Genomic DNA, 26,944 nt, shown 5'->3' on the forward strand with positions numbered 1-26,944 from the left:
GGCGGTCCTGTTTTCAGACGACCTGATTTTTGAGTTCGTCTCCGTCGGCGAGTCGCTCGACGTTCTCGGCGAGAATATCCGCACACCGCTCGAAGTACTCGGGTGTGTGGCCGGCGTTGTGTGGCGTGATGACGACGTTTCCCATATCCCACAGCGAGTGGTCCTGTGGCAACGGTTCGGGGTCGGTCACGTCCAGCACTGCGCCGCCGATCCCGTTGACGTGCAGTGTTTCGAGCAGTGCGTCGGTGTCGACGACCGGGCCCCGGGAGATGTTGACGAGGATCGCGTCCGTTCGCATGGTCCGGAAGACCTCGTCGTCGATCAGTTGCGCCGTGGTGTCGGTGAGCGGGCAGGCAAGGACGACGTACTCGGCATCCGCGACGGCCTCGTGGATCTCGTCGAAACCGTACACCTCCTCGGTCGGCCCGCCCTTCCCGGGTGAGTACCGGACACCGACGGTCTCCATCCCGAACGCGCCCAGTCTATCGACGACTGTCTGGCCGATCGCACCGAGACCGACCACCGCGACCGTCGAGTCGTACAGCTCCCGGGTCTGGAAACTGCGCCACTCGTGTCGTTCTTGCTGGTCGATCGCCGTCGGGAACTGCCGTGCCAGCATGATCATCGCGCCGGTGACGTACTCTGCGATGTTCGTCGAGTGAACGCCCGCGGCGTTGGTCACCGACACCGATCGCTCGCGGAAGGCGTCCAGATCGAGGTGGCCCGTGCCGGCGAACACGCAGGCGAACAGCTCCAGATTCTCCGCCTGATCGAGATCCGACTCGGAGAGTGACAGCCCTGTCGCGATATCTGCCGTTTCGAGTAGCTCCTGTTCCTCACCGGGAGTCGACGCGAGCGTAATCTCACACTCCGGAAGCCGGTCTTCGAGCGCCGCTGCGTACGTCTCGTGGGCGATACCGTGAACCTGCTGGCGGAGGACCGCGATCTGTGTCCCGTCCATAGGTAGGTGGTCGACGACCTCGGATAAAGAGGTGGTGCCAGTTCGGGTCTCAGACTCCGGGACGGGCTACCGGGTCGCGAAAAACTGCACACCGAGTGCGACGACCAGCCCGAGGACTACCAGTACCGAGAGTGTGCCGGTTACGTCCCAGGCGAACTCACCGGCGAGGATCCTGCGGAACAGATGATCGAAGGCATTGATCACGATGAGAGCAACGAGGAACACACCGACCAGTTTTGCGACCGTGTAGAGGTCCGTCTCCTCGAACATGTATGGATCTACCACGGGTCTGTATAAAAAAGACGGTGCCCTGTGATAGTGATTATTGCGAGTCTGTACCGCGAAGTTCAGATAGAACTGGTCTAGGAGGGCCGAAACAGCCTCGGTTTCGCTGCCGTGCTGAAAATTACCGCAATAATCACTATGAGTGCTACTGCCGGCTGTAAGAAACTGAAGAATTGCGCCACCCCGGAGTAGCACATATCTTTACGAATTTACAGCCGGCAGTATGAGCGTTGCCGATCCTACCTGTCCTGTGCAATCTATAATAAATTATCAGAATGATCGATGGAGAAAATAACTCTGATCGATGCAATTCACGGGCAGCCTGCGAAATATTCATTCACATCTGGAAAAACACATTGGAAACCGACATGTTCGACTTGAGTAAGCTTTAAATAGATAATGGTGGAATTTGCCTATAGATGTGGGACTCGGTTACGAGAGATCGTCGGGACAAAGTGGCATCTTCACCGGCAGAGAGCGGCTGTCACCTCTGAGAGGCGTATTCCAGCGACCGATACCCTCTCGTCCGGCTGTCGGTGTGGCTGTCAGTACCGTCCACATCACACAAATATGATCCGAACAATCACCACAGGCACGGCAGGGGGATTGCTTACAAACAAACTCGGGTGGTCGTCGGATGAATAGCGCACTCTGGGCGGTGGGGACGCTTCTCCCCTTGCAGAGTGAACTGGATCCAGGTATCGGTGGGGTCGAACTCCTCGCGGCAGTATCGCCGTTGCTGGTCGTCGCGATACTGCTCGTCGGGCTGTTGTGGCCGGCGACGAGAGCGATGCCGATCGCGTGGGTCGTCGCACTGATCGTCGGCTTTCTGGTCTGGGAAAACAGCGCCACATACCTGGCAGCGTCGTCGATTAATGGGTTAATAACCGCGTTGACGATCCTGTATATTGTGTTCGGGGCACTGGTGTTGCTGTACACGATGATGCAGGCCGGGGCGCTGGATCGGATCAACCAGGGGTTCGCCAGGGTCTCGGACGACAGGCGTGTCCAGATCGTCATGCTGGGATTCTTCCTGGCGACGTTCATCGAAGGGGCCGCGGGATTCGGGACACCCCCGGCGGTTGTCGCCCCGCTGCTTCTGGGCCTTGGGTTCCCAGCGCTGGCAGCGGTCGTCGCTGCGCTGATCGGGCACATCATCGCAGTGACCTACGGTGCCGTCGGGACGCCGATCGTGATCGGTATCCGAAATCCGTTCGACTCGGAGGCGTACTTCGGGACGCTCGCCGCCGAGGGCACGCCCTACGCGGGGATGGACCAGATCGGTGCTGCGACTGCGTTCGCGAACGACGTCGCAGCGTGGGCGGCCATATTCCACGGGCTCATCGGCTTCCTGATGCCGACGATCGCAGTGGCGATGGTCGTCTACTTCTTCGGCGAGGAGCGATCGCTCCAGCCAGTGAAGGAGGTGCTCCCGCTCACCCTCTTTGCCGGGATAGCCTTCGTCATTCCGTACGTCGGGGTCGCGTGGTTGATCTCGGCGGAGTTCCCGGCACTGATCGGTTCGATGGTCGGTGGCTTCCTCACGATCGGCCTGCTGAGCCAGGGATACCTACTGCCCGAAGACGAGTGGGACTTCCCCCCACAGGAGGAGTGGCCCGACTACTGGGTCGGGACGATCGAACCCGGCGGAGAAGGCCTCGAAACCGAAGGTGAGGATATCAGCCTGTTCCAGGCGTGGTCGCCGTACCTCTTCCTGGTCGTGCTGCTTGTCATCACGCGGGCTGTGGACCCGATCAGCGACTTCATCAACAACGCCGATATCGGCGTCGAAGTCGGGAACTTCACGCTCGGAATCGTGCTCGCCTGGGCTGACATTCTCGGGACGGGGCAGGGGAACTCCTTCGCCTGGGTCAACGTCCCGGGCTTCTGGCTGCTACTCAGTGCCATCATCGCGATCCCGCTGTTTGGCATGAGCGGTAAGCAGGTCAAATCTGCCTGGGGCGAGGCAGTACAGAAGATCGCCGGACCATTTATCGCGCTCACCTTCGTGTTGATGATGGTCAACGTCATGCTCGGGGCCGCTGGCGCACCCGATGCTGCGTTCGCCGACAGCATGATCGACGCACTGGCGAAGGCGACTGCAGACGCGACGGGTAACGCCTATCCGGCCATCTCGACACTAATCGGCGGGCTCGGCGCCTTTATCGCCGGCTCGAACACGGTCTCGAATCTCACCTTCGGGCCGTTCCAGTTCACTGCCGCCGGCTCGATCGAGGTCTCCCGGACGATCGTCGTCGGCGCACAGGCCGTCGGTGGTGCCGTCGGGAACCTGATCGCGATTCACAACGTCGTCGCAGCACTGGCGACCGTGGGGCTGATCGGCCAGGAGGGGCGCGTGATACGCCTGAATATGATACCACTGCTGTACTACGCGGTGATGTCCGGCATCCTGACGATGCTGTTCGTGTTCGTGTTCTTCACGGGCACGTTCTGACTCACCGGATCCAACCATTCGATTTTATTTGTCCGACCTCCGTAGGCGCAGCCACGAATGACCTCCACAGTCTGCTCGTGCAAGGTGGGCACCGTGGCGGATAGCTGTGGGTTTCCCGAGATTCACGACCGGCTGGCAGCCCAGTGGACCGACGACGACCACAGCGTCCGCGATCTCACCGAGCAGTTCAACCGCCGACTGGTGCGTGCCGGCTTCGAGCAGGCTGACCGGATCCCGATCGACGGTGAAATAGAGAATCTCTACCGCGTCCTGACTGACGACGATGTCGACGCCGGGACACGGACGCAGGCACGCGAACGACTCCGACAGGACGGCGTCCCGATCGAGGAGATCGAATCGCAGTTCGTCTCCCATCAGACTGTCTACCGGCATCTGCGAAACTGTCTCGGCGTCTCCCGGGACGACGAGACCGAAACGGCAACCGAGTGCATCGACAGCTGGCGCGACCGGATCGACGCCCTCCGGGCCCGAACTGCCGCCGTTACCGACCGTGGCGTCAGCCAACTCGCCAGTCAGGACGCAATCGACGGCGAGGCGTTCGACGTCCTCGTCGATATTACGGTCATCTGTGACGACTGTGGCCAGTTCTACGACCTCGACGAACTGTTCGAGGGCAGGGGCTGTGATTGTGCGTCGACGCCGGCAGGAACTGAGTAACCAATCCCGAGACTGCAGTGGAATTCAGGGCAAAGTAGAAGTGAGAGCCACACTAAACCCGGAACACGGTACGGGGGACAGACAATGTCACACCAGATTGAAGATACGTACGACCAGTTTGCCACAGAGGCAGCCCGCTATGGCGTGGGGGTGACGGAGGTGTCGCCGGGGAAGGTGTCCGACGCCATTGTGGAGCGCATCGAACTGCCTGCGGTTGGTATCGAACTCCCGTGGGAGGACGCGACGCTGCCGGAGAGCGTCGAAACAGAGCCGACACCGGCCGATATCGAGGCGGCGGCTACCGGCGTCACCGCCGCATCGCTCGCGATCGCCGACTACGGCAGCATCGTGCTCCGGTCGGACACCGACGGCAGCGAGCCAGTGAGCCTGTTCAACGATCTCCATATCGCGGTCCTCGACAGGGCGGATATTGTGCCCGACATGGAAGCGGCCTTCGAGTGGTTCGGCGACGAACTCCGGGAGAGCCGTGATTCGGCGATCATCGCGACCGGCCCATCCGCGACGGCGGATATGGGCGCGCTCGTCCAGGGTGCCCACGGCCCGAAACAGGTGGAGGTGCTCGTCGTCTCATGAGTTCCCAGCGCGAATCCAAGGCCGATCACATCCGGCACATCATGGAGACAGAGGGCGACGCTGTCGGGGACAACACCCGTGGCTTCAACGACGGGCGGTACGAATCCGTCGCCAAACTCGAAGATTACGAGGGACTCAAAGACGAGGCCAGGGAAATCAAAGAAGACGCCATAGAACGGCTCCCCGAACTCATCGATCAGGTAACCGAGACGATCGAGGAAAACGGCGGCACGGTCTACATCGCCGACGACGAGGCCGACGCCAACGAGTACATCGCGGAGGTCTGTGCCGAAAACGACGCCGAACGGCTGGTCAAAAGCAAGTCGATGACCAGCGAGGAGATCGAGGTCAACGAACACCTCGAGTCCCGCGGCGTCGACGTCGTCGAGACGGATCTCGGCGAGTGGGTGCTGCAACTCGCCGAGGAGGCACCGAGTCACATCGTTGCGCCGGCGATCCACAAATCCCGCGCGGAGATCGCGAAACTGTTCAACGCGTACTTCGAGCCGGCGGAGGAACTCGAAACCGCCGAAGAGCTGACGATGTTCGCCCGCAAGCAACTCGGCGAACTCATCCAGGACGCCGACGTGGGGATGACCGGCGCGAACTTCATCACCGCCGACTCCGGAACGATGGCGCTGGTCACCAGCGAGGGCAACGCCCGCAAGACGGTGGCGGTACCCGAGACACAGATCGCGGTCGCGGGTGTCGAGAAGATCGTTCCGACCGTCGAGGATCTCCAGCCCTTCATCGAACTGATCGGGCGCTCGGGGACCGGACAGGATATCACCAGCTATATTTCGCTGCTGACCCCGCCGCTCGACTCGCCGACGATCGATTTCGACGACCCCGACACACCGATCGCGGGCGAGGACGACCGGGAGTTCCATCTCGTCCTCATCGACAACGGTCGGCTGGCGATGCGGGAAGACGAGGAACTCAAGGAGACGCTGTACTGCATCCGGTGTTCGGCCTGTTCGAACACCTGTGCGAACTTCCAGTCGGTCGGCGGCCACGCCTTTGGCGGCGAGACCTACTCCGGCGGGATCGCGACGGGCTGGGAGGCCGGCGTCCACGGACTCGACTCGGCGGCGGAGTTCAACGACCTCTGTACCGGCTGTTCGCGGTGTGTCGAGGCCTGCCCAGTGGGAATCGATATCCCGTGGATCAACACTGTCGTTCGGGATCGGATCAACACCGACAAAGAGCCCAACATGGAGTTTCTGGTCGACGGACTGACGCCGGATACCGAGACCTCCGGCCCAGACCTCCAGAAACGACTGTTCGGCAACTTCGAGACGCTGGCACAGATGGGCAGCGCGTTCGCACCCATCTCGAACTGGGTCGCACAGGCTGGTCCCGTCAAACAACTGCTCGAACGGGTCGCCGGTGTGACCGACCAGCGCGACCTGCCCGCATTCCAGCGGACGACACTCGTCGACTGGTTCGAAAGTCGCGACCGGATCCCGCCGATCGATCCCGACCGGAAGGTGGTGCTCTATGCCGATCTGTACACGAACTACATGGACGTCGAACGCGGCAAGGCTGCCGTCAGGGCGCTCGAAGCCCTCGACGTCGAGGTACTCGTTCCATCGGTCTCCGGCGCCGGTCGGGCACCCCTCTCCCAGGGGATGATCGACACCGCCCGGACGAAAGCCGAGCGCGTCTCCGACCAGCTCGGACCCTACGTCGACGAGGGGTACGACGTGGTCGTCATCGAGCCAAGCGACCTGGCGATGTTCCGTGCGGATTACGACCGGTTCCTCCCCGACGAGGAGTTCGAACCGCTGGCCGACAACAGCTACGAGATCCTCGAATACATCTACGGGCTGGTGGCAAACGGTGCAGACGTCGACCAGCTACACGTCGCAAACGGGACCGAGACGGTGGCCTACCACTCCCACTGCCAGCAGCGGACCATGGGGCTGGACGAGTACAGTATCGAGGTGCTGAACCGGTGTGGCTACGACGTGACCACGAGTGACGTCGAGTGCTGTGGGATGGCCGGCTCCTTCGGCTACAAAGAGCAGTACTACGAACTCTCGATGGACGTGGGCTCGAACCTGGAGGGACAGCTCAGGGATGCTGACGCCGACCACGTCATCGCGAGCGGGACCTCCTGTACCGACCAGATCGGCGACCTGCTGGACGAGGAGCCAACACACGTCGTCGAACTGATCGCCCCGCGGTAACAGTCCCCCGCCCCACTGCAGATCCGCCCACTTGAGGGCAAATTAGAAGTGCAATGGATCCAAACTGTAACTATTGCCACAGAGAACGTGTCACACACCAGTTGTGGTGGCCCGGACCAGCGGACGGTCCGGGGACCTTCGTGGGTGGGGTCGGGGCAACACGGTGTCACAGACTGCCGGGTGGGGTACTCCGGTGATCGGTGCCGTCCCGGCCCGCTGCGCCGGCAGCACATCGGGCAGGTGGCGAACGAACCCAGAGAGAGGAGAGACTCATGAGCGACACAGCTAATACGAACATTCCCGATCCGTCAGCAGACTCGCGTGCAAATTACAACCATCAAAGCGACGAAATCGAGCGGCCAGATCTGCTTGCCGACCTCCAGGGACTGGTCGACGGCGAGGTCCGCTTCGACAGCTACACACGGAATCTCTACGCGACAGACGCCAGTGCCTACCAGCAGCTTCCGATTGGCGTCGTCGCTCCAGAATCGACCGACGACGTCCAGGCGGTCATGGAGTACTGTGCTGAAAACGCTATTCCGGTGTTACCACGTGGTGGTGGGACGAGTCTCGCCGGCCAGGCGGTCAACGAGGCTGTCGTCCTGGATTTCAAAAAGGAGATGGACCGGCTCGTCGATATCGATCCGGACGCGGGCACCGCCCGCGCACAGCCAGGGATCACGATCGCCCGGCTCAACAACAACCTCAAACCGCACGGGGTGAAGTACGCGCCCGACCCGGCGTGGGGCGACAAGAGCGTCCTCGGCGGCTGTATCGGCAACAACACGACCGGTGCGCACTCGCTGAAATACGAGAAAGCCGACGGCTACGTCGAGGAAGTCGAGGTTGTCCTCGCCGACGGAACCCTGACGACTTTCGGCTGGATGGACGTCGAGGAACTCCACGAGCGGGCAGCCAACATCGGGACAGACGCGACCCTCGAAGACCAGATCTACGCCGAACTCTCGCGGGTGCTCCGCGAGTACGACGACGAGATCGAGAAGCGATATCCCAACCTCATGCGGAACGTCTCGGGGTACAACCTCGACAAACTCCGAGAGGATATCGAGGAACGTGGCGAGGTCAACGTCGGCCGGCTGATGGCCGGCAGCGAGGGAACGCTCGCCATCGTCACCGAGGCCGAGGTCTCGCTGGAACCGATCCCGGCGGAGACCTCCGTCGTCCTGTTGACCTACGACGAGATGCTGGATGCGATGCGCGACGTTGCGCCGATTCTCGAACACGATCCCTCCGCAGTCGAGGTGATGGACGACGTGTTGCTGGATCTTGCCCGCGATACGGCGGAGTTTTCGGATCTCGTCGGGACACTGCCAGAGGGGACCAACTCCACGTTGCTCGTGGAGTTCTACGCCGACTCCGTCGCCGAGGGCAAACAGAAGGTGGCGAATCTCCTCGCCGACCGCCTCCCGACCGTCGAGCCCGAGACCGGGTTCGACCCGACCGACGACGCGATCGAGACCGAGGCAGAGATCCACGCTGTCAACGCCCTGGAGGCGTACGACGAGAAGACCCAGGCGAAGTTCTGGAAGATGCGCAAGGCCGGGCTGCCGATCTTGCTCTCGCGGACTGGCGACGACAAACACTGGCCCTTTGTCGAAGATACGGCCGTCCCGGCGGAGAACCTCCCCGAGTACGTTTCGGATATCCAGGAGTTGTTCGACGAACACGACACCTTCGCCTCCTACTACGCCCATGCTGGGCCGGGCGTGTTGCACATCCGCCCACTGTTGAATCTGAAAGCGGAGGGTGGCAAGGAGGAGATGATGGAAATTTCGGACGCCATCACCGATCTCGTCATCGAGTACGGCGGCTCGGTCTCCGGTGAGCACGGCGACGGGCGCGCCCGGACGAAGTGGAATCAGAAACTGTACGGTGACGAGCTGTGGGGTGCATTCCAGGATATCAAGGCGGCGTTCGATCCGGACCACCTGCTGAATCCGGGCAACATCTGCGGCGAGTTCCAGCCCGACGAGAACCTCCGGTACGACGAGGAATACAGCTTCGACCCCGGTTTCGAGCCCGAACTGGAGTGGCACAACGAGAACGGTTTCCAGGGGATGGCCGAACTGTGTCACGGCTGTGCCGGCTGTACCGGTCACCAGGACACCACCGGCAGCGTGATGTGTCCGACCTACCGCGCGACACAGAACGAGGAGATTACATCGACACGTGGCCGGGCGAACATGCTCCGGCGGGCGATGGACGGCCAACTGCCCGACGATCCGACAGACGAGGAGTTCATAAACGAGGTGCTGGATCTCTGTATCAGTTGCAAGGGCTGCAAGCATGACTGCCCGAGCGGCGTCGACATGGCGAAATTGAAAGCCGAGGTGAAACACGAACACCACCAACAGGAGGGAATTCCCTTCCGTGACAAGATGTTCGCAAACGTGGAGACGCTGTACTCGCTGGGGAGTACCTTCGCCCCGATCTCGAACTGGGCGATGAAGATGCCTGGGACAGATCTCATCATGGAGAAGACCATCGGCATCGCACGGGAGCGAGACCTGCCAACGTTCAAGCGAAAGACGTTGAAGAAGTGGGACCGCTCACGGACACCGAAGATCTCCGAAGATGCAGCCGACCGCAAGGCGCTGGTGCTGGCCGATCCGTACACGAATTACACACAGCCCGGGGTCGGCAAAGCAGCCGTCAAGACACTCGAAGCCGCTGGTGTCCACGTCAAGATTCCTGACGACGTGACCGACAGCGGCCGGCCGGCCCACTCGAAGAGCATGCTCGATCACGCCCGCGAGACCGCACGCGAGAACGTCGACACACTCGCGCCGATGATCCGCGACGGCTGGGACGTCGTCAGCGTCGAGCCATCGGACTCGGTGATGTACCAGAGCGACTACCTGGATTTCTTCTCCGACGAGGACACCGAACTCGTCGCGGCGAACACCTACAGTGTCATGGAGTATCTCGATATCTACGACCTGCACGACGGGATTGCCTTCGAGGATCCGGGCCAGACGCTGACCTACCACGGCCACTGCCAGCAGACCGCGATGAAACAGGAACACCACGCCGTCAACGTCCTCGCCGGGGTGGGCTACGACGTCGACGAGGTCGACTCGACGTGCTGTGGGATGGCTGGCTCCTTTGGCTACGAGGCCGAACACTACTCGATGAGCAAATCTGTCGGCCAGATGCTGTACGATCTGGTCGACGACTCGCCCGGCGAGGAGGTCGTCGCACCCGGTACCTCCTGTCGGTCACAGCTACTGGAGTACGAGAACCAGCAAGGGAAACCACCACACCCCATCGAGAAAGTCGAAGCAGCACTGCCGAACTGAGTTTCCAGCGACGGAGATAGGGTAAAATTCTTCATTTTTCCGGTGTGTCTTTATGTTCTTGCAGTGTCACGTACTGGCTGTAGTATGACTGAGCGCATACTGGTACCGGTAGACGGCTCCGAGAAATCGTACGATGCGCTGGCGTACGCGGTCGAGAACTGGCCCGACGCCGAGGTCGCGCTGGTGCACGCGCTGGATTTCCACGAGACTGCTGCTGCGGAGGGGACAGTCATCGTGATGGACGAGCAGGTACGCCAGGCAGCCGAGAACCGCGCCGAAGAGATCTTCGAGGAGGCACGCGAACTGGTCGCCGACGCGGGATACGACGGCGAACTGGAGACGACCGTCGAAGAGGGGCCCCCGAAACGGGTCATCGTCGACCACGCCGAAGAGTACGACACTGTCGTCATGGGTACCTACGGCCGGGAAGGGACAGGACAGAAACTGCTCGGCAGTGTCGCGGAGACTATCGTTCGGCGATCCCCGACGACCACGATCGTCGTGAAGTAGTCGTCCTCTTTTTTGATGTCCGCCTTCGGATCTGCTGCCGGTCAAAACTGTTACAAATATATGCCTGTAACAACTTCCGAAGAACGACCCGTTCTGGAGCAGTGGAAAAATACAGTTTCGTCGCGGATGCCCGTCAGCTGAACTCGTCGACCAGTTCGCAGGCGCTTTCGAACTCGTAGTCGTCGCCGAAGTACTGGCCAGCGACAGCGGCCGCACGGGATCTTTCGCGCTCCCGTGGGGCTGGATCTTCGATCTGGCGGGTGGTGTGCAACTCGCCCAGTTCCCGCTCAGGGCTGGGTCGAGAGATTCGAGAGGATGCCGGCGATCGTCGCGAGCTGTTCGCTCGTTTCTTCGATCTCCCCTTCGTTGCGGAGGTGGTAGATGGGAGCCGAACTATTCAGGGAGTACGCGAGCGCGGCGGAGTTCTGGAGCTGTTTGTGGAACTCGACGGACTGGCTGAAGTACGCATACGAGCGATCACTCCGCTCGCGGCGGTCCCGGATCGTTTCGGTATCGGCGTCGACGATCACGAATGCCCCCGGATCGATATCCCCCAGCATTTCGGTTCCCAGTCCCGGGATGTAGCCAAGCGGTGTCTCGACGACGAGATGTGTGTTTATCAGGATCGGTCCCGAGTCGGACTCCCGGGCGATGTGTTCACCCGCCCGCCGCTGGAGCGCTCGCTGATCACGAAGCCGGAGTCGAACGAGTTCCTTGCGACTGGTCGCGAGGCCGTGTTCGAGTGCCTCCTGGAGCATTACGTCCCCCACATTCACGAGCGTGTACTCCTCGCCGAGCTGGCGTCGTGTGTGCTCACAGACTTTCGAGGCACCGACGCCAGGAACGCCGCTGACGACGATGTTGTCGGACATTAGAACGACACCTCTTCGACGTCGAGTGCGGTGTTCGAGCCACGGTCGTCGTAGAACCGGCGTCCCACGTACTCGCTGCTGATCGACCCGATGATGGTATCGTACAGATCGTCGGCAGACTGGAACGAATCGGCACCCGACCGCTGGATTACCTCCTCGACTGTCTCGGGGTTCTCTGTCGGCCCATCTATTTCGACATCCCCCATCGTTTCGACCACTCTCTCGCTGTCGACGGGGAATGTGAACTCACTGACGAATCGGTCTCTTGCATCTGTCAATCTCATGATTATCACGTAGATTGGCTACCCGGCCAATCTGGAGCCGGTATCCGGCTGTTGCAGTTCTGAAACGACCTGCTCACACACCGTCCCGGTATGCAAATCAGTATACATAACGAATAATAATAACATTATCGATCCGGACCGCTACCGACCAGCTGACTCGCCTTCGGTAAACTACTTACCGCTCTCGCGTCTACGGGCAGATAATGGGTTTTCACACGTTCGATCCAGCCAAAATCGACCGGCTGGAGGATCCGTCCCGGTTCCGGTTCTGTTCCCGCGAAGAGCTGCTCGGTGCGTTGCCCACTGGGCCAGCCACACGCATTCTCGAAGTCGGCAGTGGCTCCGGCTTCTACACCGACGAGGTCGCGCCCTTCGTCGGGCAGGTCTGTGGTGTCGACCTCCAGCCCGCGATGCACGGCCGGTATGCCGAGCGTGGAGTCCCGGCAAACGTCGCGCTCGTTACCGCAGGCGCGGACGTGCTTCCCTTCCCGGACGGAACCTTCGACGGCAGTTTCTCGACGATGACCTTCCACGAGAGCGCCTCCGAATCCTCGCTCGACGAACTGGCCCGTGTGATCGACGGCGGCGGCCGGGTCGTCTTCGTCGACTGGTCGCGGGCTGGTCGGGGTGAGTCTGGTCCGCCTGTCGAGGAACGCTACGATGCCGAATCCGCCGCGGCTATGCTCTCCGATGCGGGCTTCGACATCGTGACGGCACGGGAACGCTCCGAGACATTCAAGCTCGTCGGCGAACGGTAGACCTTCGATATTCTATGCGATCACGCTCACTCCAGCCACTGACGGGTACGTTCGCGGCAGTCGTGACGATCGGCTGTACGCTTGTGGCGACGCTTCTCTCACCGTCGTTCGCCTGGCGTGAGAATGCGCTGTCGAATCTCGGCGTCACGGCGACTGATGCCGGCACGACTGTCACTGTCCTGTTGTTCAACGGCGGGTTGATCGTCGGTGGCCTCCTCGGTCTCGTCTTCTGTGCGGTGCTGTATCGGGGTGCAACTGGGCGATTCCATCGGATCGTCGCCGTCTTGCTGTCGCTCACGCTCGTTTTGATGGCGCTCGTCGGCGTCTTTCCGCAGGACACAGCCCCGCACTTCCCGGTCGCCAGTGGCTTCTATCTCATGATTACTATTACCCTGTGGGTGGATGCGCTCGCCTGGCGGTCTGGTGGGAACGGGGCGTGGGCAGTCCGGTCCGGACTCGCTGGGACTGCGAATATTCTGACCTGGATCGTGTGGGTCGCTGCAGGCACGCCGTGGGGACTCGCGGTGCCGGAGATTATCGGGGCCGTGATTTTCGGCACCTGGATCACGCTTCGCTCTTTGAGGGTTGCGAGTAGGTTCTGAAGTGGGCGGATTGTGTTTGACATCGGAGACCTGAGTAACGAGTGTTCAAAACAGCAAGAAAGCCCCCGACCGCTCGATGGCTGCGCCGGGCGAGACTCGCTTCGCTCGTCTCGCTGGCCTTCGCTCACTCCGTTCGCGAAGAACTCGCTGCGGTCCTCACTTCGTTGTCGTCCGAAAATCGAAGATTTTCGTGATCCCGAGAGACGAAATCTCTCGGACGACGGTCCTTGCTTCGTCTCGCCTATCGAGCGGTCGGCCCGTTTCAGTCCCGCCCAACCTGGAAAATCACATCGGGCGGGACTGAAAGGGGCGAGGTGCTGAACGAAGGCGGACCCCGCAAGCACCGGAGCGACCGAACGGAGCGAGGAGCGTGGTTCGAGAATCGAAGATTCTCGTCATCCCGAAAATTTCTGATTTTCGGAGACAGCGGCGGGGCCCCCGAGTTCGGCGCCTCGGGGCTTTCTTGCTGTTTATCCTTCTTGTAAAAACTGAGCTTCTATTCCAAAACAATCCCGTTCCCTACGCCAGATCGTCCACAAGCTCGTCCGCGAGTCCACTGTAGCCCGCCGGGGTCAGCGCTTGCAACTCTTCACGAACCTTTGCTGGAACATCCAGCTCCCCGAACAGTTCGTGGAAATCAGCCAGTTCGACGCGCTGGCCCCGGGTAAGCTCCTTGACGCGCTCGTAGGCATCCGTGTGACCCTCGCGGCGGAGGATCGTCTGGACTGCCTCGCCGATGATCTCGGGGGTCGCTTCCAGTTCCCCACGCATGACCTGCTCGTTGGGCGTGACTTTTTCCAGACCCTTCTGCAGTTTCTCGTAGCCGATCAGACAGTGCGCGAACGAGGCACCAATGTTGCGCTTGACCGTCGAATCCGAGAGATCGCGCTGGAGTCGCGAACTCGTCACGTAATCCCCGAGGAAGACGAGATCCGAGTTCGCCTTCGAGAGGTTCCCCTCGCTGTTCTCGAAGTCGATCGGATTCACCTTGTGGGGCATCGTCGAGGAACCAGTCTCGCCCTCGACGGCCTCCTGGCCGAGATACCGGTCGGAGATGTACAGCCAGGCGTCCACGTCGAGATCGAGCAGGACGTTGTTCGCACCCCGGAGCGCGTCGAACAGCGTCGCTAGATCGTCACAGGGGTTGACCTGCGTCGTCAGCGGCGCCTGTTCGAGGCCGAGTCCCGCGACGAAGGAGCGAGCGAAGGCCGGCCAGTCGGTGTCGGGGTAGGCTGCGTGGTGTGCCGCGTAGGTCCCACTCGCGCCGGCGAGCTTCCCTTCGAGATCGACCTGTTCGATGCGGGCGATCTGTCGGCCGAGACGGGAGGCGTACACTGCCATCTCCTTGCCGAAGGTCGTCGGCGTCGCGGGCTGGCCGTGGGTCCGGGCGAGCATCGGCACGTCGCGATACTGCTGGGCCAGGTCGGTGAGCTGGTCACGAAGGTTCCGCAGTGAGGGGAGCAACACCTCCTGGGTCGCCCCCTGGACGAGCAGGCGGTAGGCGAGGTTGTTCGCGTCCTCACTCGTCAGCCCGAAGTGGATCCACTGCGTGCCCTCGACGCCCGCTGGCAGGTTCTCGCGGATGAAGTACTCGACTGCTTTCACGTCGTGGTTCGTCGCCGAATACTCGCCGTAGCCCTCTGTTTCGAGCTGTTTGATCATCTCGGCGTCACTGCGGTCGAAGGAGTCGTAGACCTCCCGTAGCGAGTCGCGCTGGTCGTCGGTGAGCGACAGCGGGACCTCGTCGAGACCTGCGAGTGCGATTAGATATTCGATTTCGACTTCGACACGTGCACGCATGAGCGCCTGCTCGCTGGCGTACGGGACGAGCACTTCGGTGTACCGTGCGTACCGCCCGTCGAGCGGGGAGACAGCCGTCAGTGGGCCTCGGTCGGTCATACCTGTTGGTCATACTGGTGGCTATAAGAAACTGAAGAATATCTTTCCGAACGTATAGCCACCAGTATCAGTAGCCGGTGGAAAAAGCCTGCCGGTCCGGCGATAGCCAGCCCGGGCCCCTCTTCGCCCTACTTCTGGAACCCGGGTGCCAGCCCGGTGTGGCGGATGCCACTCTGTTCCTCGATCGAAAACTCGTAGATCGCGACGCCGCCGTCCAGATCAGCACGCTGGAGGATCTCGGGCCGCCAGACGTTGTCCAGGTGCTGTTCGATCTCGTCCCACTCGGATTCTGGTTTCTCCGACAGTGTCCCCTCGAGCATGACACTCCGCCAGTTGAACAGCGTCTCGACGCTGTAGACCAGAAATCTGGCGCGGTCCGTCTGCTCGCTCAGCCGGTGTTTCTCGCTGCTCGGTCCGAGCAGATACGTGAAATACAGTGCCTGATTGCCGTCGTAGGCGTACGATATCGGGATCATATACGGTGTGCGCTCGGTTGGTAGCCCGAGGACACCGCTCGACTGGGTCGCCAGAAAACCACTGATCGCGCCGTCGTCCATCTTTTCGAGCCCATAATTCTGTAGCTGATCGACAGACATATGCTTCAATTGAACGGTTCAGGGCAATATAGATCCGGGTATTCTTACGATCTGGGAATCTCGGCCGGTCGAGGCGATACGTTCGTCCGGAGCGATACGTTCAACCGTCCGGGACCCGACAATCGAGGTATGGGGACGGTGACGCTGATCGGAACGCGGCTTGCCGAGGAGGGCCAGGAGTTCGTCTATCAGGGGGAAGCGTCGGGCTGTGAGGGCTGTCCGTACCGCGACCAGTGTCTGAACCTCACCCCGGGCCGGAAGTACCAAGTGACGAAACGCCGGACTGGTGCGAGTACGCTCGACTGTGCGGTTCACGACACCGGTGTGACAGCCGTCGAAGTCGAACCAGTGAGTGTTACCGCGAACGTCCCGTCGGAGAGCGCCTACGTCGGGAACAAAGTCGAACTCGCCGGTCCGTGTCCACACACGGGCTGTCCGAGCCACGAGTACTGCGAGCCAGCCGGCGCCGATTTCGACGAAGAACACCGGATCCAGTCTGTCCGCGGCGAGCCACCGCACGACCACTGTCTGCTCGACCGCGACCTGGCTCTCGTCGATTTCGAACCACCCGACGACGCTTGATTTTGCTTGACTCTCAGGCGACTTCCGATCGTGCGTCGAGTTCACCGATCTTTCCGAGATACTCGGCCGTGTAGCCAAAGACTGTCTCGTAGCCATAGGCCGAAAGCAAGACGGGATAGAACGACTCCTCGGCGACGACGTCGACGCCGTCGGCAGCGGCGAAGCGTTCACCCTTCGCGACCTGCTCGAAATTCGAGACGAACACGTCGTAGGTCGCCGCCTCCGATTTCGGGATCTGGCGGTCGAGACGGAACACTGGCAACTCTTCCAGTTGTGAGTCGTCCTCTGTCGCAGTCGGCGCCACTGCGCCAGTCGCTTCGAGAAAGGACTGGAGCAGTCGCTTGGCGTTTCTCGTCGCCTGTGCCGAGCCCTGGTAGCCACATTCGACCTCGATCGTCGTCGGGATGGCATCGAACAGCCGGCCTTTCGAGTGACTGCCGACATCCACGACCGCATCGACCGGTAACTGCCCCAGTGGGCCGTGGAGCTGCTCGGTCAGTTCGTTCACGAGCGCGAACGTGCCGTCGTAGGACTGTGTCGAGTGCATCGAGAGGGTCAGACAGTCACCGAGTGTCGACTGGAGGTCGGCCGCGAGTCGTTTTTCGTGTGTCGGGCCGGCCTCGTCACCGGGGAACGCCCTGTTGAGATCCTCTTCGACGTAGCGATGCTCGGCCGCGATCGCTTCCTCGTTTGCGATCACGAAGACGACTGGTCGCTCGAACGTGGGAGGATCTTCGAGTAACTGTTCGATCGCGTTGATGCCACAGGGTTCGTCCCCGTGAATACCGCCGACGACTGCCAGTTCTGGTTCCGTCCCTCCGAAATACTCAACCCGCATCTATAGCTGTTTACTGGCCGCAGCGTAATTAAACCTCGATAGTCTGTCCGGGGTTGGTACCCGATGACGCACTATTTTACCCCGCCGCTGTCACGGTTCACTGCCGTTGTCGGTCCGGGTGTCGGGTTCGATGCCGTTGTCGGTAGTCGAACTACCGTCGTACTTGTACTGTTTGAGCGTCTCACTGGAGATATCGCCGAGGACGGATTCGTTCGTCGCTTCGAGGACGACTGGCGGCGCGGCGCCTGCGTCCCGCGCTTCGATCCAGCGGCCGACACAGAGACACCACCGGTCACCCGGCTCCAGCCCCGGAAACTCAAGCTGTGGGCGTGGCGTGATGAGGTCGTTTCCCTGGGCTTTGCTGTACTGGAGAAACTCCTCGGTCATGATCGCACAGAGTTCGTGGCGGCCGTGGTCGTCCGGATGCTCGTGACAGCAGCCGTCGCGCAGATACCCAGTCTGTGGGTCCTCACTGCAGGGTTTCAACTCCGTCCCGAAAACGTTGTTCTGGTCGGACATACCGATCCATTTGGCCCCGACGTTGAAGTCGATTCTGTCCTGGCCGCTCAGATATTCCGTGTGTCGTCGATCCAGACCTCGGAGTCGAACTTGACGGCCGTCTCTTCGAGCAGCGGCGTCCCGCCCCGGTTTTTCGGGATCGTCAGCTGGTACTGCATCTCGTTTGTCAGCCGGACGAGCTCCAGTTCGAAGACGACGTCACTGATCGCAAGCGTCATATCACGCAGTGGTGGTGCGTCTTCCAGTGTCACACAGTGTAACACGCCAACCCCGCCCGTTTCGAGCATCTTCGACTGGAACTTGTTGATAACCTCGCGGTAGGCCCCGGGCTGTTCTGTCTCCTCCAGGGGGTTGATCGGGTCGAGAATGACGTTCATCTCCCGGTCGACGTGTTCGATCGTCTCGTAGACAGCGTCGAGGATATCGTCCGTGTCGTCGATCGACATCGAGTAGCTGCGTGTCCCCGTAATCTGTTTCGTGAACTCCCGGTCCATCGTTTGACTGCCACGGACGTCCTTGACGAACACCTCGTCACTCTCGCAGCCGAGTCGCTGTTCGACACTCTCGGGCTCGCGCAACGTCGTCAGATACAGTGTCGGTCGCTCGCCGATCAACTGCTGGAACAGCGCCTCGCTCTGTGTCGCTGGCCCGGCAATAACCGACAACAGACTGCCCTGCTCGATCCCACCATCGAGTTCGCGGTCGATCTGCTGGATCCCCGTCTGGAGCTTGGTTTCCGCGTCGTTTTGTCGGTGGACTGGACTCATCTCGGTGTTTCTTCCTTCCGTCCACAAACGAATAGTATTGAGTCGCCTGTTAGTAATCGTTTACCAGTCACACTCCCCCTAAAAACAGTTCAAATCGGAAAACTGTCCCCCGTTTTCCATGCGGCTGTGAGCAAACGTCGTCTTCTGGCACCAACAGTTAGGTGCCACAGTCCCAAACAGCGAGTATGGATCTGGCGACAATATTCATGATCAGCTGGTTCCCCCTGCTGGTCCACCTGCTCGCCACCGGCTACGTCGCGATTGATGCGCCGAAGTACGGGATGAACCGGCAATTCTGGACCGTGACTGCGCTCCTCGTTCCATTTTTTGGTCTCTTTGCGTATCTGTTCGAGCGTGGGGAGCGCACGCCTGACCCGGATCGGAGTATGTTCGAGGATGGCGTGTTCGAGATTCACGAATCCCGGGCGGACGATACGCGTCTCGCGTCGGGTGGACCAGATGACGGTACCGAGCACGCCGAAGACGCGGGGAGCGACGACGGGACCAGCAGGCGCGAGTAGTCCGGAGATCGGTGGAGGTATGTCACCTCCCAGCCCTTCGACCAACAATGAGCGTTCGATCCGAGTTCGATCAGTGGGCCGCCGACGGCAAGGACAGGGGGATGGAACAGCGCCACTGGCATACGGCAAAACACGCACTCTCCCGGATGCCAGTCGAGTCGGGTGATACTGTGCTCGATCTGGGCACCGGCTCCGGCTACGCACTCAGAGCGCTCCGGGAGACCCGCGGGATCGGCCGGGGGTATGGCCTGGATGGCGCACCGGAGATGGTCCGCAACGCACGCGAGTACACCGACGACGACCGGATCGGCTACGTCATCGGGGACTTTCACACCTTGCCCTTCGAGGCAGACAGCATCGACCACATCTGGTCGATGGAAGCCTTCTATTATGCACAGCAACCGGACACAGTCCTCGAAGAGATCTCTCGTGTGCTCTCCCCGGGCGGAACCGTCTACTGTGCGGTGAATTTCTTCGAGGAGTCGGTCCACACCCACGACTGGCAGGAACTCGTCGGTATCGAGATGCAGCTGTGGGATCGGGCGCAGTACCGGGCGGCGTTTCGCGACGCGGGGCTGATTGTCGCCGAGCAGGATACGATCCCCGACCGCGAGATCGAGATCCCGCCGGCCGACCAGTTCCCCACCGAGGAGTTCGACTCCCGCGAGGCGATGGTCGACCGCTACCGCGAACACGGCACACTGCTCACAGTCGGTGTCGCACCCGAGGGCTAGATCGGTCTCACGAGCTGACAGCAGCCGGACACGCTGGTTATCAGAGACTGGTAATCTTGATTCGTTTAATGTAGGTTTAGGTAAGAGCCTCAGCTATGGCCCACAGTGAGTCACTTTCGATCCGGGCGCGGTACGAAGCGGCGCTCTGGTGGACGATGGAACAGCTCGGTATCACGGAATCGATCGAACGGAAGGTAATCGCGGCCGTGCTGATCCAGTTTCTCTCGACCGTCGGGATCTTTCTCGCCCCGTTTCTGTTCTCCGGGACGCTCTGGTATCTCCTCGCTGGCCTCCTCTTCGCCGGTGCGAGTATCGCGCTGGTGAACACGGTACTGATCGTACGTAACGATTTCACCGGCCCGATCAAGGAGCTCGAAGCTGGGGCAGACGAAATCGCAGCCGGCGATCTGAGCGCCGAGATCGACCGCTTCGAGCAGGCCGACGAGATCGGAAGCCTGTTGAACTCCTTCGTCGCGATGCGATCGTATCTGGTGACCGTCTCCGATCAGGCCGAAGCACTGGCCGAGCAGGAGTTCGACGACCCCGTCCTGTCGGAGGACGTGCCCGGCGAGTTTGGTGCGTCGCTCTCCCGGATGTCAGAGAACCTCCGGTCGCACACCGAACAGCTGGAGTCGATGACCGACAGGCTCGAACGCCGCTCCCAACGGCTTGAAGGGCTCGTCGAGGCCTTCGGTGACGCCGCCGAACGGGCCCAGAACGGCGACCTGACTGCGACGATCGACGCGTCCGATCTCGACCTCGAAACCGAGGAGTACGAGCGACTGGTCGACAACTACAACGATCTCGTCGAGACGCTCGGCGAGACGATCAGCGAGGTGACGGCGTTTGCGACCGACGTTTCACAGACCAGCGACACCGCCGCCGGCAGCATGACCGAGATCGACCGGGCCAGTGGCGAGGTCGCAAACTCCGTCCAGGAGATCTCCGACGGCGCTGCCAGACAGTCCGAGGAACTCCAGCGGGTCGCCGACGAGATCAACACGCTGTCGGCAACCGTCGAAGAGATCGCAGCATCGGCCGACGACGCAGCCAGCACTGCCGAGGAGGCCGCGACCCGCAGCAACGAGGGGCGGGATGCAGCCGAGGACGCGATCGGCGAACTCGACCAGCTAGAGGCCCGGATCACCGAGACGGCAACAGCGGTCGAGGATCTCGCCAACCAGATAACCGAGATCGACGAGATCGTCTCCTTCATCGAGGAGATCGCCGAGGAGACGAACATGCTGGCGCTGAACGCCTCGATCGAGGCCGCCCGCGCCGGCCAGAGCGGCCAGGGCTTCGCCGTCGTCGCCGACGAAGTCAAAACACTCGCCGAGGAGACCCGGCAGTACGCCGCAGAGATCTCGACCCGCATCGATACCGTTCAGTCGGCCTCCGAAGAGACGGTCTCCGACGTGCGTGCGATGGAGTCACAGGTCACCGACGGCGTCGAGACGATCGAGACGACGTTGCACAACTTCGACGATATCGTCGACGAGGTACAGATGGTCAACGGGACGATCCAGGAGATCAGCGACGCCACCGACGAACAGGCCAAAACGACGCAAGACGTCGTCAGGATGGTCGACGAGGTCGCGTCGATCAGCGAGCAGACGACCGCCGAGGCAGAAACCGTCGCTGCCGCAGCCCAGCAGCAGACGGCCTCCGTCTCCGAGGTGCGGTCGAGCGTCGATACCCTCTCGACGAAATCCGGTGATCTGCAGCAGCTACTCGACTCCTTTACCGTCACCGACCGGCGTCGGGAGCGCGTCTCGCCGGTCTCGTAGCGCTCTACTTTGGCCCCTCGATTTCGAGGGCGCCCTCCTCGGTGAACCGACCGAGATCACCGGTCCGATACCAGCCATCCTCGCCGAGTTTCTGGCGCCAGGCCGTACTGTCGTTCCAGTAGCGTTCGATCACGTTGGGGCCGCGGACGAGCACTTCACCGTCCTCGGCGACGGCGATCTCCGTCCCCGGCAGCGGCGCACCGACAGTGCCGGCCCGGTAGCTGCCAGCGCGGTTGCACGTCGCCAGCCCTGTCAGCTCGGTCGCGCCGTACAGTTCGCTCACGGGGACGCCGAAGCCACGGAAAAACTCGAGCAGGTCGGTGTCGATCGGCTCCGTTCCCGTCAGTGCGTACTCGACGTCGTCCAGTCCGAGCCGTTTCCGGAGCGTCGAGAAGACGGTCCGCTCGGCGACGCGGTGTTTCAGGGAGAGCTGTGTCGAGAGACTCCGTCCCTCGTCTCTGGCCGCGCCGACACTCTCGGCGACGCCGTTCGAGAGCGCCTGTCGCAGGCCGCCGAACTCGTCCTGTCTGTCGATGATCTGCTCGTACAGCTGTTCGTAGATCCCGGGCACACCGACGAGTACCTCCGGTTCGATGGCAGCGAGATCGGCCAGCACCTCGTCGGATCGCATGTACGCGATCGCTGCACCGCTGTCCCACAGGTAGTAGGTGAACAGCCGCTGGTAGACGTGGGCGAGCGGGAGAAAACAGGTGCCCGTCGTCCCCGGATCGAGCGGGAGCGAACGCTGGAGCATCTCGACGCCAGCACGGAGGTTCCGGTGGGTGAGCGCACAGCCACGGGGATGCTCGGTCGTCCCGATCCGGTACATGATCGTCGCGATGTCGTCCGGTTCGGCGTCCAGCCCTGGCAGTTGGTCGCGGTCGCCTGCCGGGAGCGAGTTTGCCGACAGGACCGTGTCGACGTTTGCCGAAATCCGCTCCGGAACGGCGTCGTCTGTCACCAGCACGTCGATTGCTGCGTCCTCGATGACGTGTGCCGTCCGCTCGTCGCTGAACAGCTCTGACACGGGCACGGAGACCAGCCCGGCGAGATAGCAGGCCGCGTCGGTGATCGTCCACTCGACGCGCGGGGACATGCGGATCCCGACCCTGTCGCCCGGCTTCAGCCCGAGATCGAGCAGTCCCGCAGCCACGGTCTGGATCTCCCCGAAGAGGTCGTCGAACCGTCGGGCGCTGAATCCGCCGTCACCGCTCCTGACGGCTGGCCGGTCGCTGTACTGTTCGAACCGCGAGACGAGCCACGTCCCCATCGACTCCTCGGGCACGGACAGCTCCTCGCTCTCGTAGATGTCGCTGTCGATCTCCACTGGGTCTGGCTCCTGGCTCTCGGGGCTGTTTCGGTCCCCGTGGCGATCCGTGGTCGTCTCGGTGTCCCGGTCTACTTTCAGCTTGCCCGGTTCGTACTCGTACTCCTCGGGGACCTCATCGGCGTAGTACTCTGTGTAGTTCTGGTCCTGATTCAGCCCGGCGATGTGTGAATCCAGCCAGTCGCGGGCGAAAAGCAACACCTCCATCGTGATGTACTCGCCGTTTTCGTGTTTCTCTCTGAGTTCACTCACTTTCGAGGCGAACTCCTCGTGCATATCGCGGTGGTTGTAAAAACAGTCCGCACAGTCCATCGCGTAGCCACAGTCCTGCATAAACTCCTCTTCGTCCCCGAAGTGGTACTCGGTGTACTCCTCCAGCTCGCGGAGGATGCCGCCGACTTTCTCGTCTGATTTGCCTCGCTCCATGGCGACGTGGAGGTCGTTCAGCAACTCGAACAGCCGTCTGTGCTGGTCGTCGAACCGTTCGATCTGGGTGCTGTACCGCTCCTGGTCCCACTCGATGAACTCTTCCCCCGTCTCTGGTTGCATACGTGGGGGTCAGACGAGTACGTGAATAAACGATAACGAAATTCTCAATTTCTGAAAATAAAGATGTGTATTATGTATCTTTTACTGCAGTAGATAACACTTTCTGTAAAATACAGGTATTTAAATTCTCTTCTGAACGTTCCGGCTGTTCGACCATTCAGATATATATTCCCCCCACGGAAACCCCAGGATAGAGATGCGCGAACTCGACGCAGCGGAGATCGACGAGCTGTTGACGAACAACGGGATCGGGATCCTCGCTTTCGACGGTGGCGTCGGTCCGTATCCGATCCCCGTCGCGTTCGGATACGACAGTGACGAACAGCAGTTTGTCGTCCAGCTAGAGGGAGCGGAGGACTGTTACAAGAAACGGTGTCTCGATCTCAATCCGAACGTCGGATTCACGATGTACGAACAGGTTGAATCGGGGACTGTCTGGCGCAGCGTCGTCTTGCGGGGACGTCTCGAAGAGATTTCCTACACTGATGCCGAAGCCGCTTTCGCGACGCTCGCCCGGAACACCCAGGGAGCCCCGAACCCGGTCCGCTGGGGATCGGGCGGTGACGGGATGACCCCCTACGAGCTACAGATCGACCACTGGAGCGGCCACGAGTTCGTCATCGAGTGACTCTTTCCCGTTGGTGTCCCGTCCTGATTCCGACCTGCCTGCGGTGTCCGATTTTCATACCCGAGAATTTGAGAAAATAGTTATATACTATCGGTGGAGTGTATCAACTAATGGATCTGTCCAGGGCGATCGAGTACATCCAGCACCACCGGAAAGATCTCACGCTGTTCAACCTCGCCGATCCGTCGGTTGCCGGGGAGCTCGCTTCGCTGTTCCGGACACAGAACCTCCGGATCCGGACTGCGCGGACCGCCTCGGGTCGTCCTCGCGAGGTCGCCGTCCTCAGTTCGGCGAGTAGGGTTCTCGCGGTCGTAGACGTCGCCGAACTCCGGGAACTGGTCAGTACTGTTCCCACCGCCAGGGATGTCGGCATCGCGGATTCGGAGTACGCCGACGTCCTCCAGCACCTCAAGGAGACGACATTTACTTCTTACGACAAGGCACAACTGTTCTATGCCTCGAGAGAGGTCGAGGATCGTGCCCGCCGGGTCGGTTGCGGAACGATCCACGCCGGTTTCCAGCGTGTCTCCGTGATGGCCGACCAGCAGCGGATCTACCGTGATCTCGCCCGCCAGGGCGTCGAGGTCCACGCGTACGGGCTGGCAGACGCAGGATTGCCGGATTTCGGGCCCGGAGAGATCCACACCACGGACGCCGAAGAGATCGAACAGATGTGGTTCGTCGTCTTCGATGGCGGCGGAGAGCCAGCACAGAAGACCGCCCTGATCGCCGAACAGCGCGACGACGGCTGGTTCGGGGCCTGGACCTACGACGCAGTTCTCGTCGACGACCTCTGTACCCACCTCGAAACGACGTACCTGACCTCGACCGACGATCAGCGACTCTCTGGTCAGTAGCTGCCTTCTTTTCGGGACAATCGCCAGTATACGTCTGCTATCGATAAACCACGATAGCCGTATACTGGCTGTATTGTACAGCTTTTATCAAATACCATAATTGGGAACTCACACTAATATACTGCTTTTGTGCTACGTCTGCATATGGGGTCACAAGAGCAGAGAGAGACGCGGGAATCGGATCCCGAAGTTGGACAGGCCGACAGAAACGGGTCGGTTTCGTGGGAGGATGTCTCGGAGAATGCTGTCTCGAACGAGGCCGAAGACCGGTCGAACGAGACACAGGCGTTCGTCCGGAGTATCCTGAACGGGTTACAGGAGCCGACGATCGTCGTCGATACTGATGGTCGGATCACCCATATTAACACACAGGCACTCGAGCTGTACGACACCACAGAGGCCGAAGCCGTGGGAGCAGTCCCGAAGGCGCTGCAGGGGACTGGAAGCGACGCCTCGGAGATCGTCGCCGAGGCGATCGATCGAGAGGACGATATCCAGCAACGCGAAGAGACGATCGTCGCGGGGCAGGACGAGACGCCCGTCGAGCGCACGGCGACAGTGTTGTTCGACGATGACGGTCAGCTCGCCGGTGCGATGCTCATCGAGAAAGACGTCACGGAGCGAAACCGCCAGCGCGATAAAAAGCAGTATCTCGAACAGTACCAGCAGACGGTACTCGACGATCTGCAGGAGAAACTCCGTCGGCTCTCGGAAGGCGATCTCACTATCGACCCGACAGTTCCGAAACCCGAGACGGACTACGACGAAGCCGCCGCAGTGTACGAGGAGTTCCATCAGCTGAACGACTACCTCAATACGGCCGTCGACAACATCCGCGAGATCGTCGAGGCGCTGACCGAGGACGCGGCAGAACTCGACGAATCCGGGGCGTCACTCAGCGCGAACAGCGAGGAGGTCACCGCCGCGGTCGACCAGATTGATGCCTCCTCGTCCGAGCTGGCCCGCGGTGCGGAGGATATGGCCGAGGAAACCCAGCGCGCGAGCGAGAACGTCGACGAACTCTCCGCCTCCATCGAGGAGATCACCGCCTCCGTTCAACAGATCGACGCCCAGTCCGACCAGGTTGCGGAGATCGCGTCAGACGGCGTCGAGGAGGCGACGGCCGCCGAGACACAGATCCGCGAGGCCACGGATGCCACCTCGACGGTCGCACAGCGGATCGATTCGCTCGAAGCGAGCATGGAAGAAGTCGGCGAGATAATCGATATCATCGGCAACATCGCCGAACAGACGAACATGCTCGCGTTGAACGCCAACATCGAGGCGGCCCGTGCCGGCGAGGCCGGCGACGGGTTCGCTGTCGTCGCAAACGAGGTCAAGAGTCTGGCCGAGGAGTCCCGCGAATCGGCAGACGAGATCGCGTCGATCATCGAGAACGTCCAGGACCAGACCGACGAACTCGTCACGGGGATCAACGAGGCGAACGACGAAGTCGAGAACGGTGCCGACGCGGTCGAGGATCTCGGCGACCGGCTCGATCGGATCGACCACCGTGCCTCCCAGACGAGCGAGGGGCTCGCCGAAATCTCGGAGGCCGTCGAGTCACAGGCTGGAAACTCGGAGGAGGTCAGCGCGGTGATCGACGACGCTGCGGGGCTGACCGAGGAGATGACCGCCTCGATCCAGCAGATCTCCAGTGGGCTCGACGAGCAGGCGTCGGCGATGGATCAGGTCGCCCGGCGGGCCCAGCAACTCAGCGCGATGAGTGACGACGTCCACGACCGGATCGACGTGTTCAAACTCGATGCCGACGAGCGCGCGAATCTCGACGACGAACTGTAACGCTGTGCCGATCGTCTGACCCGGAG

At 61.3% G+C, this 26,944-nt stretch carries 26 protein-coding genes; 15 read left to right on the plus strand and 11 right to left on the minus strand.

What is annotated here, in order from left to right; genetic code table 11:
• Window positions 1–13: 13 nt before the first annotated feature.
• Together EOW68_RS03315 and EOW68_RS03320 are read right to left on the minus strand one after the other, a co-directional pair.
• Window positions 14–961 (minus strand): D-2-hydroxyacid dehydrogenase, encoded by a 948-nt coding sequence (locus EOW68_RS03315; protein ID WP_128223749.1) that lies wholly within the window; start codon window positions 959–961, stop codon window positions 14–16.
• 66 nt (window positions 962–1,027) lie between these two features.
• Window positions 1,028–1,231 (minus strand): hypothetical protein, encoded by a 204-nt coding sequence (locus EOW68_RS03320; protein ID WP_128223750.1) that lies wholly within the window; start codon window positions 1,229–1,231, stop codon window positions 1,028–1,030.
• 652 nt (window positions 1,232–1,883) lie between these two features.
• Between EOW68_RS03320 and EOW68_RS03325 the strand changes: the two genes are divergently transcribed.
• From EOW68_RS03325 to EOW68_RS03350, 6 genes are all read left to right on the plus strand, one after another.
• Entirely contained in the window at window positions 1,884–3,701 is a 1,818-nt protein-coding gene (locus EOW68_RS03325; RefSeq protein WP_128223751.1) for an L-lactate permease, read from the plus strand.
• Window positions 3,702–3,758: 57 nt separating this feature from the next.
• On the plus strand, window positions 3,759–4,379 hold the full coding sequence (gene rdfA / locus EOW68_RS03330) for a rod-determining factor RdfA (RefSeq protein WP_128223752.1): 621 nt from the start codon (window positions 3,759–3,761) through the stop codon (window positions 4,377–4,379).
• 84 nt (window positions 4,380–4,463) lie between these two features.
• Window positions 4,464–4,973: an LUD domain-containing protein gene (locus EOW68_RS03335; RefSeq protein ID WP_128223753.1), complete on the plus strand. Its 510-nt coding sequence runs from the start codon at window positions 4,464–4,466 to the stop codon at window positions 4,971–4,973.
• Window positions 4,970–7,165, plus strand: a complete 2,196-nt coding sequence (locus tag EOW68_RS03340) for an LUD domain-containing protein (protein ID WP_128223754.1) — start codon at window positions 4,970–4,972, stop codon at window positions 7,163–7,165. Before EOW68_RS03335 ends, EOW68_RS03340 begins: the two co-directional genes overlap by 4 nt.
• Window positions 7,166–7,437: 272 nt before the next feature.
• Window positions 7,438–10,485, plus strand: a complete 3,048-nt coding sequence (locus EOW68_RS03345; protein WP_128223755.1) for an FAD-binding and (Fe-S)-binding domain-containing protein — start codon at window positions 7,438–7,440, stop codon at window positions 10,483–10,485.
• An 84-nt stretch (window positions 10,486–10,569) separates the two neighbouring features.
• Entirely contained in the window at window positions 10,570–10,995 is a 426-nt protein-coding gene (locus EOW68_RS03350; protein WP_128223756.1) for a universal stress protein, read from the plus strand.
• Window positions 10,996–11,128: 133 nt separating this feature from the next.
• Here EOW68_RS03350 and EOW68_RS18410 read toward each other — a convergent pair whose 3' ends face one another.
• Genes EOW68_RS18410 through EOW68_RS03360 form a run of 3 tightly spaced genes read right to left on the minus strand, consistent with a single transcriptional unit; the run spans window position 11,129 to window position 12,151 of the window.
• Window positions 11,129–11,266 (minus strand): hypothetical protein, encoded by a 138-nt coding sequence (locus EOW68_RS18410; RefSeq protein ID WP_431358718.1) that lies wholly within the window; start codon window positions 11,264–11,266, stop codon window positions 11,129–11,131.
• Between the two features lie 16 nt (window positions 11,267–11,282).
• Window positions 11,283–11,867 carry an AAA family ATPase gene (locus EOW68_RS03355; RefSeq protein WP_128223757.1) on the minus strand — a complete coding sequence of 195 codons (585 nt, stop codon included), beginning with the start codon at window positions 11,865–11,867 and terminating at the stop codon, window positions 11,283–11,285.
• A complete protein-coding gene (locus tag EOW68_RS03360; RefSeq protein WP_128223758.1) occupies window positions 11,867–12,151 on the minus strand; it encodes a DUF5789 family protein in 285 nt (94 codons plus the stop codon). Before EOW68_RS03360 ends, EOW68_RS03355 begins: the two co-directional genes overlap by 1 nt.
• A 203-nt stretch (window positions 12,152–12,354) precedes the next feature.
• On the opposite strand from EOW68_RS03360, the gene EOW68_RS03365 reads away from it, so the two are divergent.
• Window positions 12,355–12,909: a class I SAM-dependent methyltransferase gene (locus EOW68_RS03365; RefSeq protein ID WP_128223759.1), complete on the plus strand. Its 555-nt coding sequence runs from the start codon at window positions 12,355–12,357 to the stop codon at window positions 12,907–12,909.
• 14 nt (window positions 12,910–12,923) lie between these two features.
• Window positions 12,924–13,511: a DUF998 domain-containing protein gene (locus EOW68_RS03370; RefSeq protein WP_128223760.1), complete on the plus strand. Its 588-nt coding sequence runs from the start codon at window positions 12,924–12,926 to the stop codon at window positions 13,509–13,511.
• Between the two features lie 519 nt (window positions 13,512–14,030).
• On the opposite strand, the gene purB is transcribed toward EOW68_RS03370, so the two are convergent.
• Together purB and EOW68_RS03380 are read right to left on the minus strand one after the other, a co-directional pair.
• A complete protein-coding gene (gene purB, locus EOW68_RS03375; protein WP_128223761.1) occupies window positions 14,031–15,410 on the minus strand; it encodes an adenylosuccinate lyase in 1,380 nt (459 codons plus the stop codon).
• A 128-nt stretch (window positions 15,411–15,538) separates the two neighbouring features.
• Window positions 15,539–16,006: a pyridoxamine 5'-phosphate oxidase family protein gene (locus EOW68_RS03380; protein WP_128223762.1), complete on the minus strand. Its 468-nt coding sequence runs from the start codon at window positions 16,004–16,006 to the stop codon at window positions 15,539–15,541.
• 129 nt (window positions 16,007–16,135) lie between these two features.
• Between EOW68_RS03380 and EOW68_RS03385 the strand changes: the two genes are divergently transcribed.
• Entirely contained in the window at window positions 16,136–16,588 is a 453-nt protein-coding gene (locus EOW68_RS03385) for a UPF0179 family protein (protein WP_128223763.1), read from the plus strand.
• A 13-nt stretch (window positions 16,589–16,601) separates the two neighbouring features.
• Here EOW68_RS03385 and EOW68_RS03390 read toward each other — a convergent pair whose 3' ends face one another.
• The 3 genes from EOW68_RS03390 to EOW68_RS03400 all read right to left on the minus strand — a co-directional run bounded on the left by EOW68_RS03390 (window position 16,602) and on the right by EOW68_RS03400 (window position 18,712).
• Window positions 16,602–17,426, minus strand: coding sequence for a M14 family metallopeptidase (locus EOW68_RS03390; RefSeq protein WP_128223764.1), 825 nt, complete (start codon window positions 17,424–17,426; stop codon window positions 16,602–16,604).
• 90 nt (window positions 17,427–17,516) lie between these two features.
• Window positions 17,517–17,945 carry a DUF2237 family protein gene (locus tag EOW68_RS03395; RefSeq protein ID WP_128223765.1) on the minus strand — a complete coding sequence of 143 codons (429 nt, stop codon included), beginning with the start codon at window positions 17,943–17,945 and terminating at the stop codon, window positions 17,517–17,519.
• 47 nt (window positions 17,946–17,992) lie between these two features.
• On the minus strand, window positions 17,993–18,712 hold the full coding sequence (locus tag EOW68_RS03400) for an RAD55 family ATPase (protein ID WP_128223766.1): 720 nt from the start codon (window positions 18,710–18,712) through the stop codon (window positions 17,993–17,995).
• Between the two features lie 185 nt (window positions 18,713–18,897).
• Here EOW68_RS03400 and EOW68_RS03405 point away from each other — a divergent pair, with 185 nt between their 5' ends.
• The 3 genes from EOW68_RS03405 to EOW68_RS03415 all read left to right on the plus strand — a co-directional run bounded on the left by EOW68_RS03405 (window position 18,898) and on the right by EOW68_RS03415 (window position 21,754).
• Entirely contained in the window at window positions 18,898–19,233 is a 336-nt protein-coding gene (locus EOW68_RS03405; RefSeq protein ID WP_128223767.1) for a hypothetical protein, read from the plus strand.
• Window positions 19,234–19,280: 47 nt separating this feature from the next.
• A complete protein-coding gene (locus tag EOW68_RS03410; RefSeq protein WP_128223768.1) occupies window positions 19,281–19,967 on the plus strand; it encodes a class I SAM-dependent methyltransferase in 687 nt (228 codons plus the stop codon).
• 155 nt (window positions 19,968–20,122) lie between these two features.
• Entirely contained in the window at window positions 20,123–21,754 is a 1,632-nt protein-coding gene (locus EOW68_RS03415) for a methyl-accepting chemotaxis protein (protein ID WP_128223812.1), read from the plus strand.
• 4 nt (window positions 21,755–21,758) lie between these two features.
• On the opposite strand, the gene EOW68_RS03420 is transcribed toward EOW68_RS03415, so the two are convergent.
• The gene (locus EOW68_RS03420) at window positions 21,759–23,630 is read right to left on the minus strand and encodes a bacteriohemerythrin (protein WP_128223769.1); all 1,872 of its coding nucleotides are present in this window, start codon (window positions 23,628–23,630) and stop codon (window positions 21,759–21,761) included.
• Window positions 23,631–23,826: 196 nt separating this feature from the next.
• On the opposite strand from EOW68_RS03420, the gene EOW68_RS03425 reads away from it, so the two are divergent.
• From EOW68_RS03425 to EOW68_RS03435, 3 genes are all read left to right on the plus strand, one after another.
• Complete coding sequence (locus tag EOW68_RS03425; RefSeq protein ID WP_128223770.1) at window positions 23,827–24,258, plus strand: pyridoxamine 5'-phosphate oxidase family protein; 432 nt, start codon at window positions 23,827–23,829, stop codon at window positions 24,256–24,258.
• A gap of 110 nt (window positions 24,259–24,368) precedes the next feature.
• Complete coding sequence (locus EOW68_RS03430) at window positions 24,369–25,115, plus strand: DICT sensory domain-containing protein (protein ID WP_128223771.1); 747 nt, start codon at window positions 24,369–24,371, stop codon at window positions 25,113–25,115.
• A 144-nt stretch (window positions 25,116–25,259) separates the two neighbouring features.
• Window positions 25,260–26,918 carry a methyl-accepting chemotaxis protein gene (locus tag EOW68_RS03435; RefSeq protein WP_128223772.1) on the plus strand — a complete coding sequence of 553 codons (1,659 nt, stop codon included), beginning with the start codon at window positions 25,260–25,262 and terminating at the stop codon, window positions 26,916–26,918.
• Window positions 26,919–26,944: the final 26 nt, after the last annotated feature.

The sequence above is a fragment of the Halovenus amylolytica genome (assembly GCA_004015825.1).
Taxonomy (GTDB): domain Archaea; phylum Halobacteriota; class Halobacteria; order Halobacteriales; family Haloarculaceae; genus Halovenus; species Halovenus amylolytica.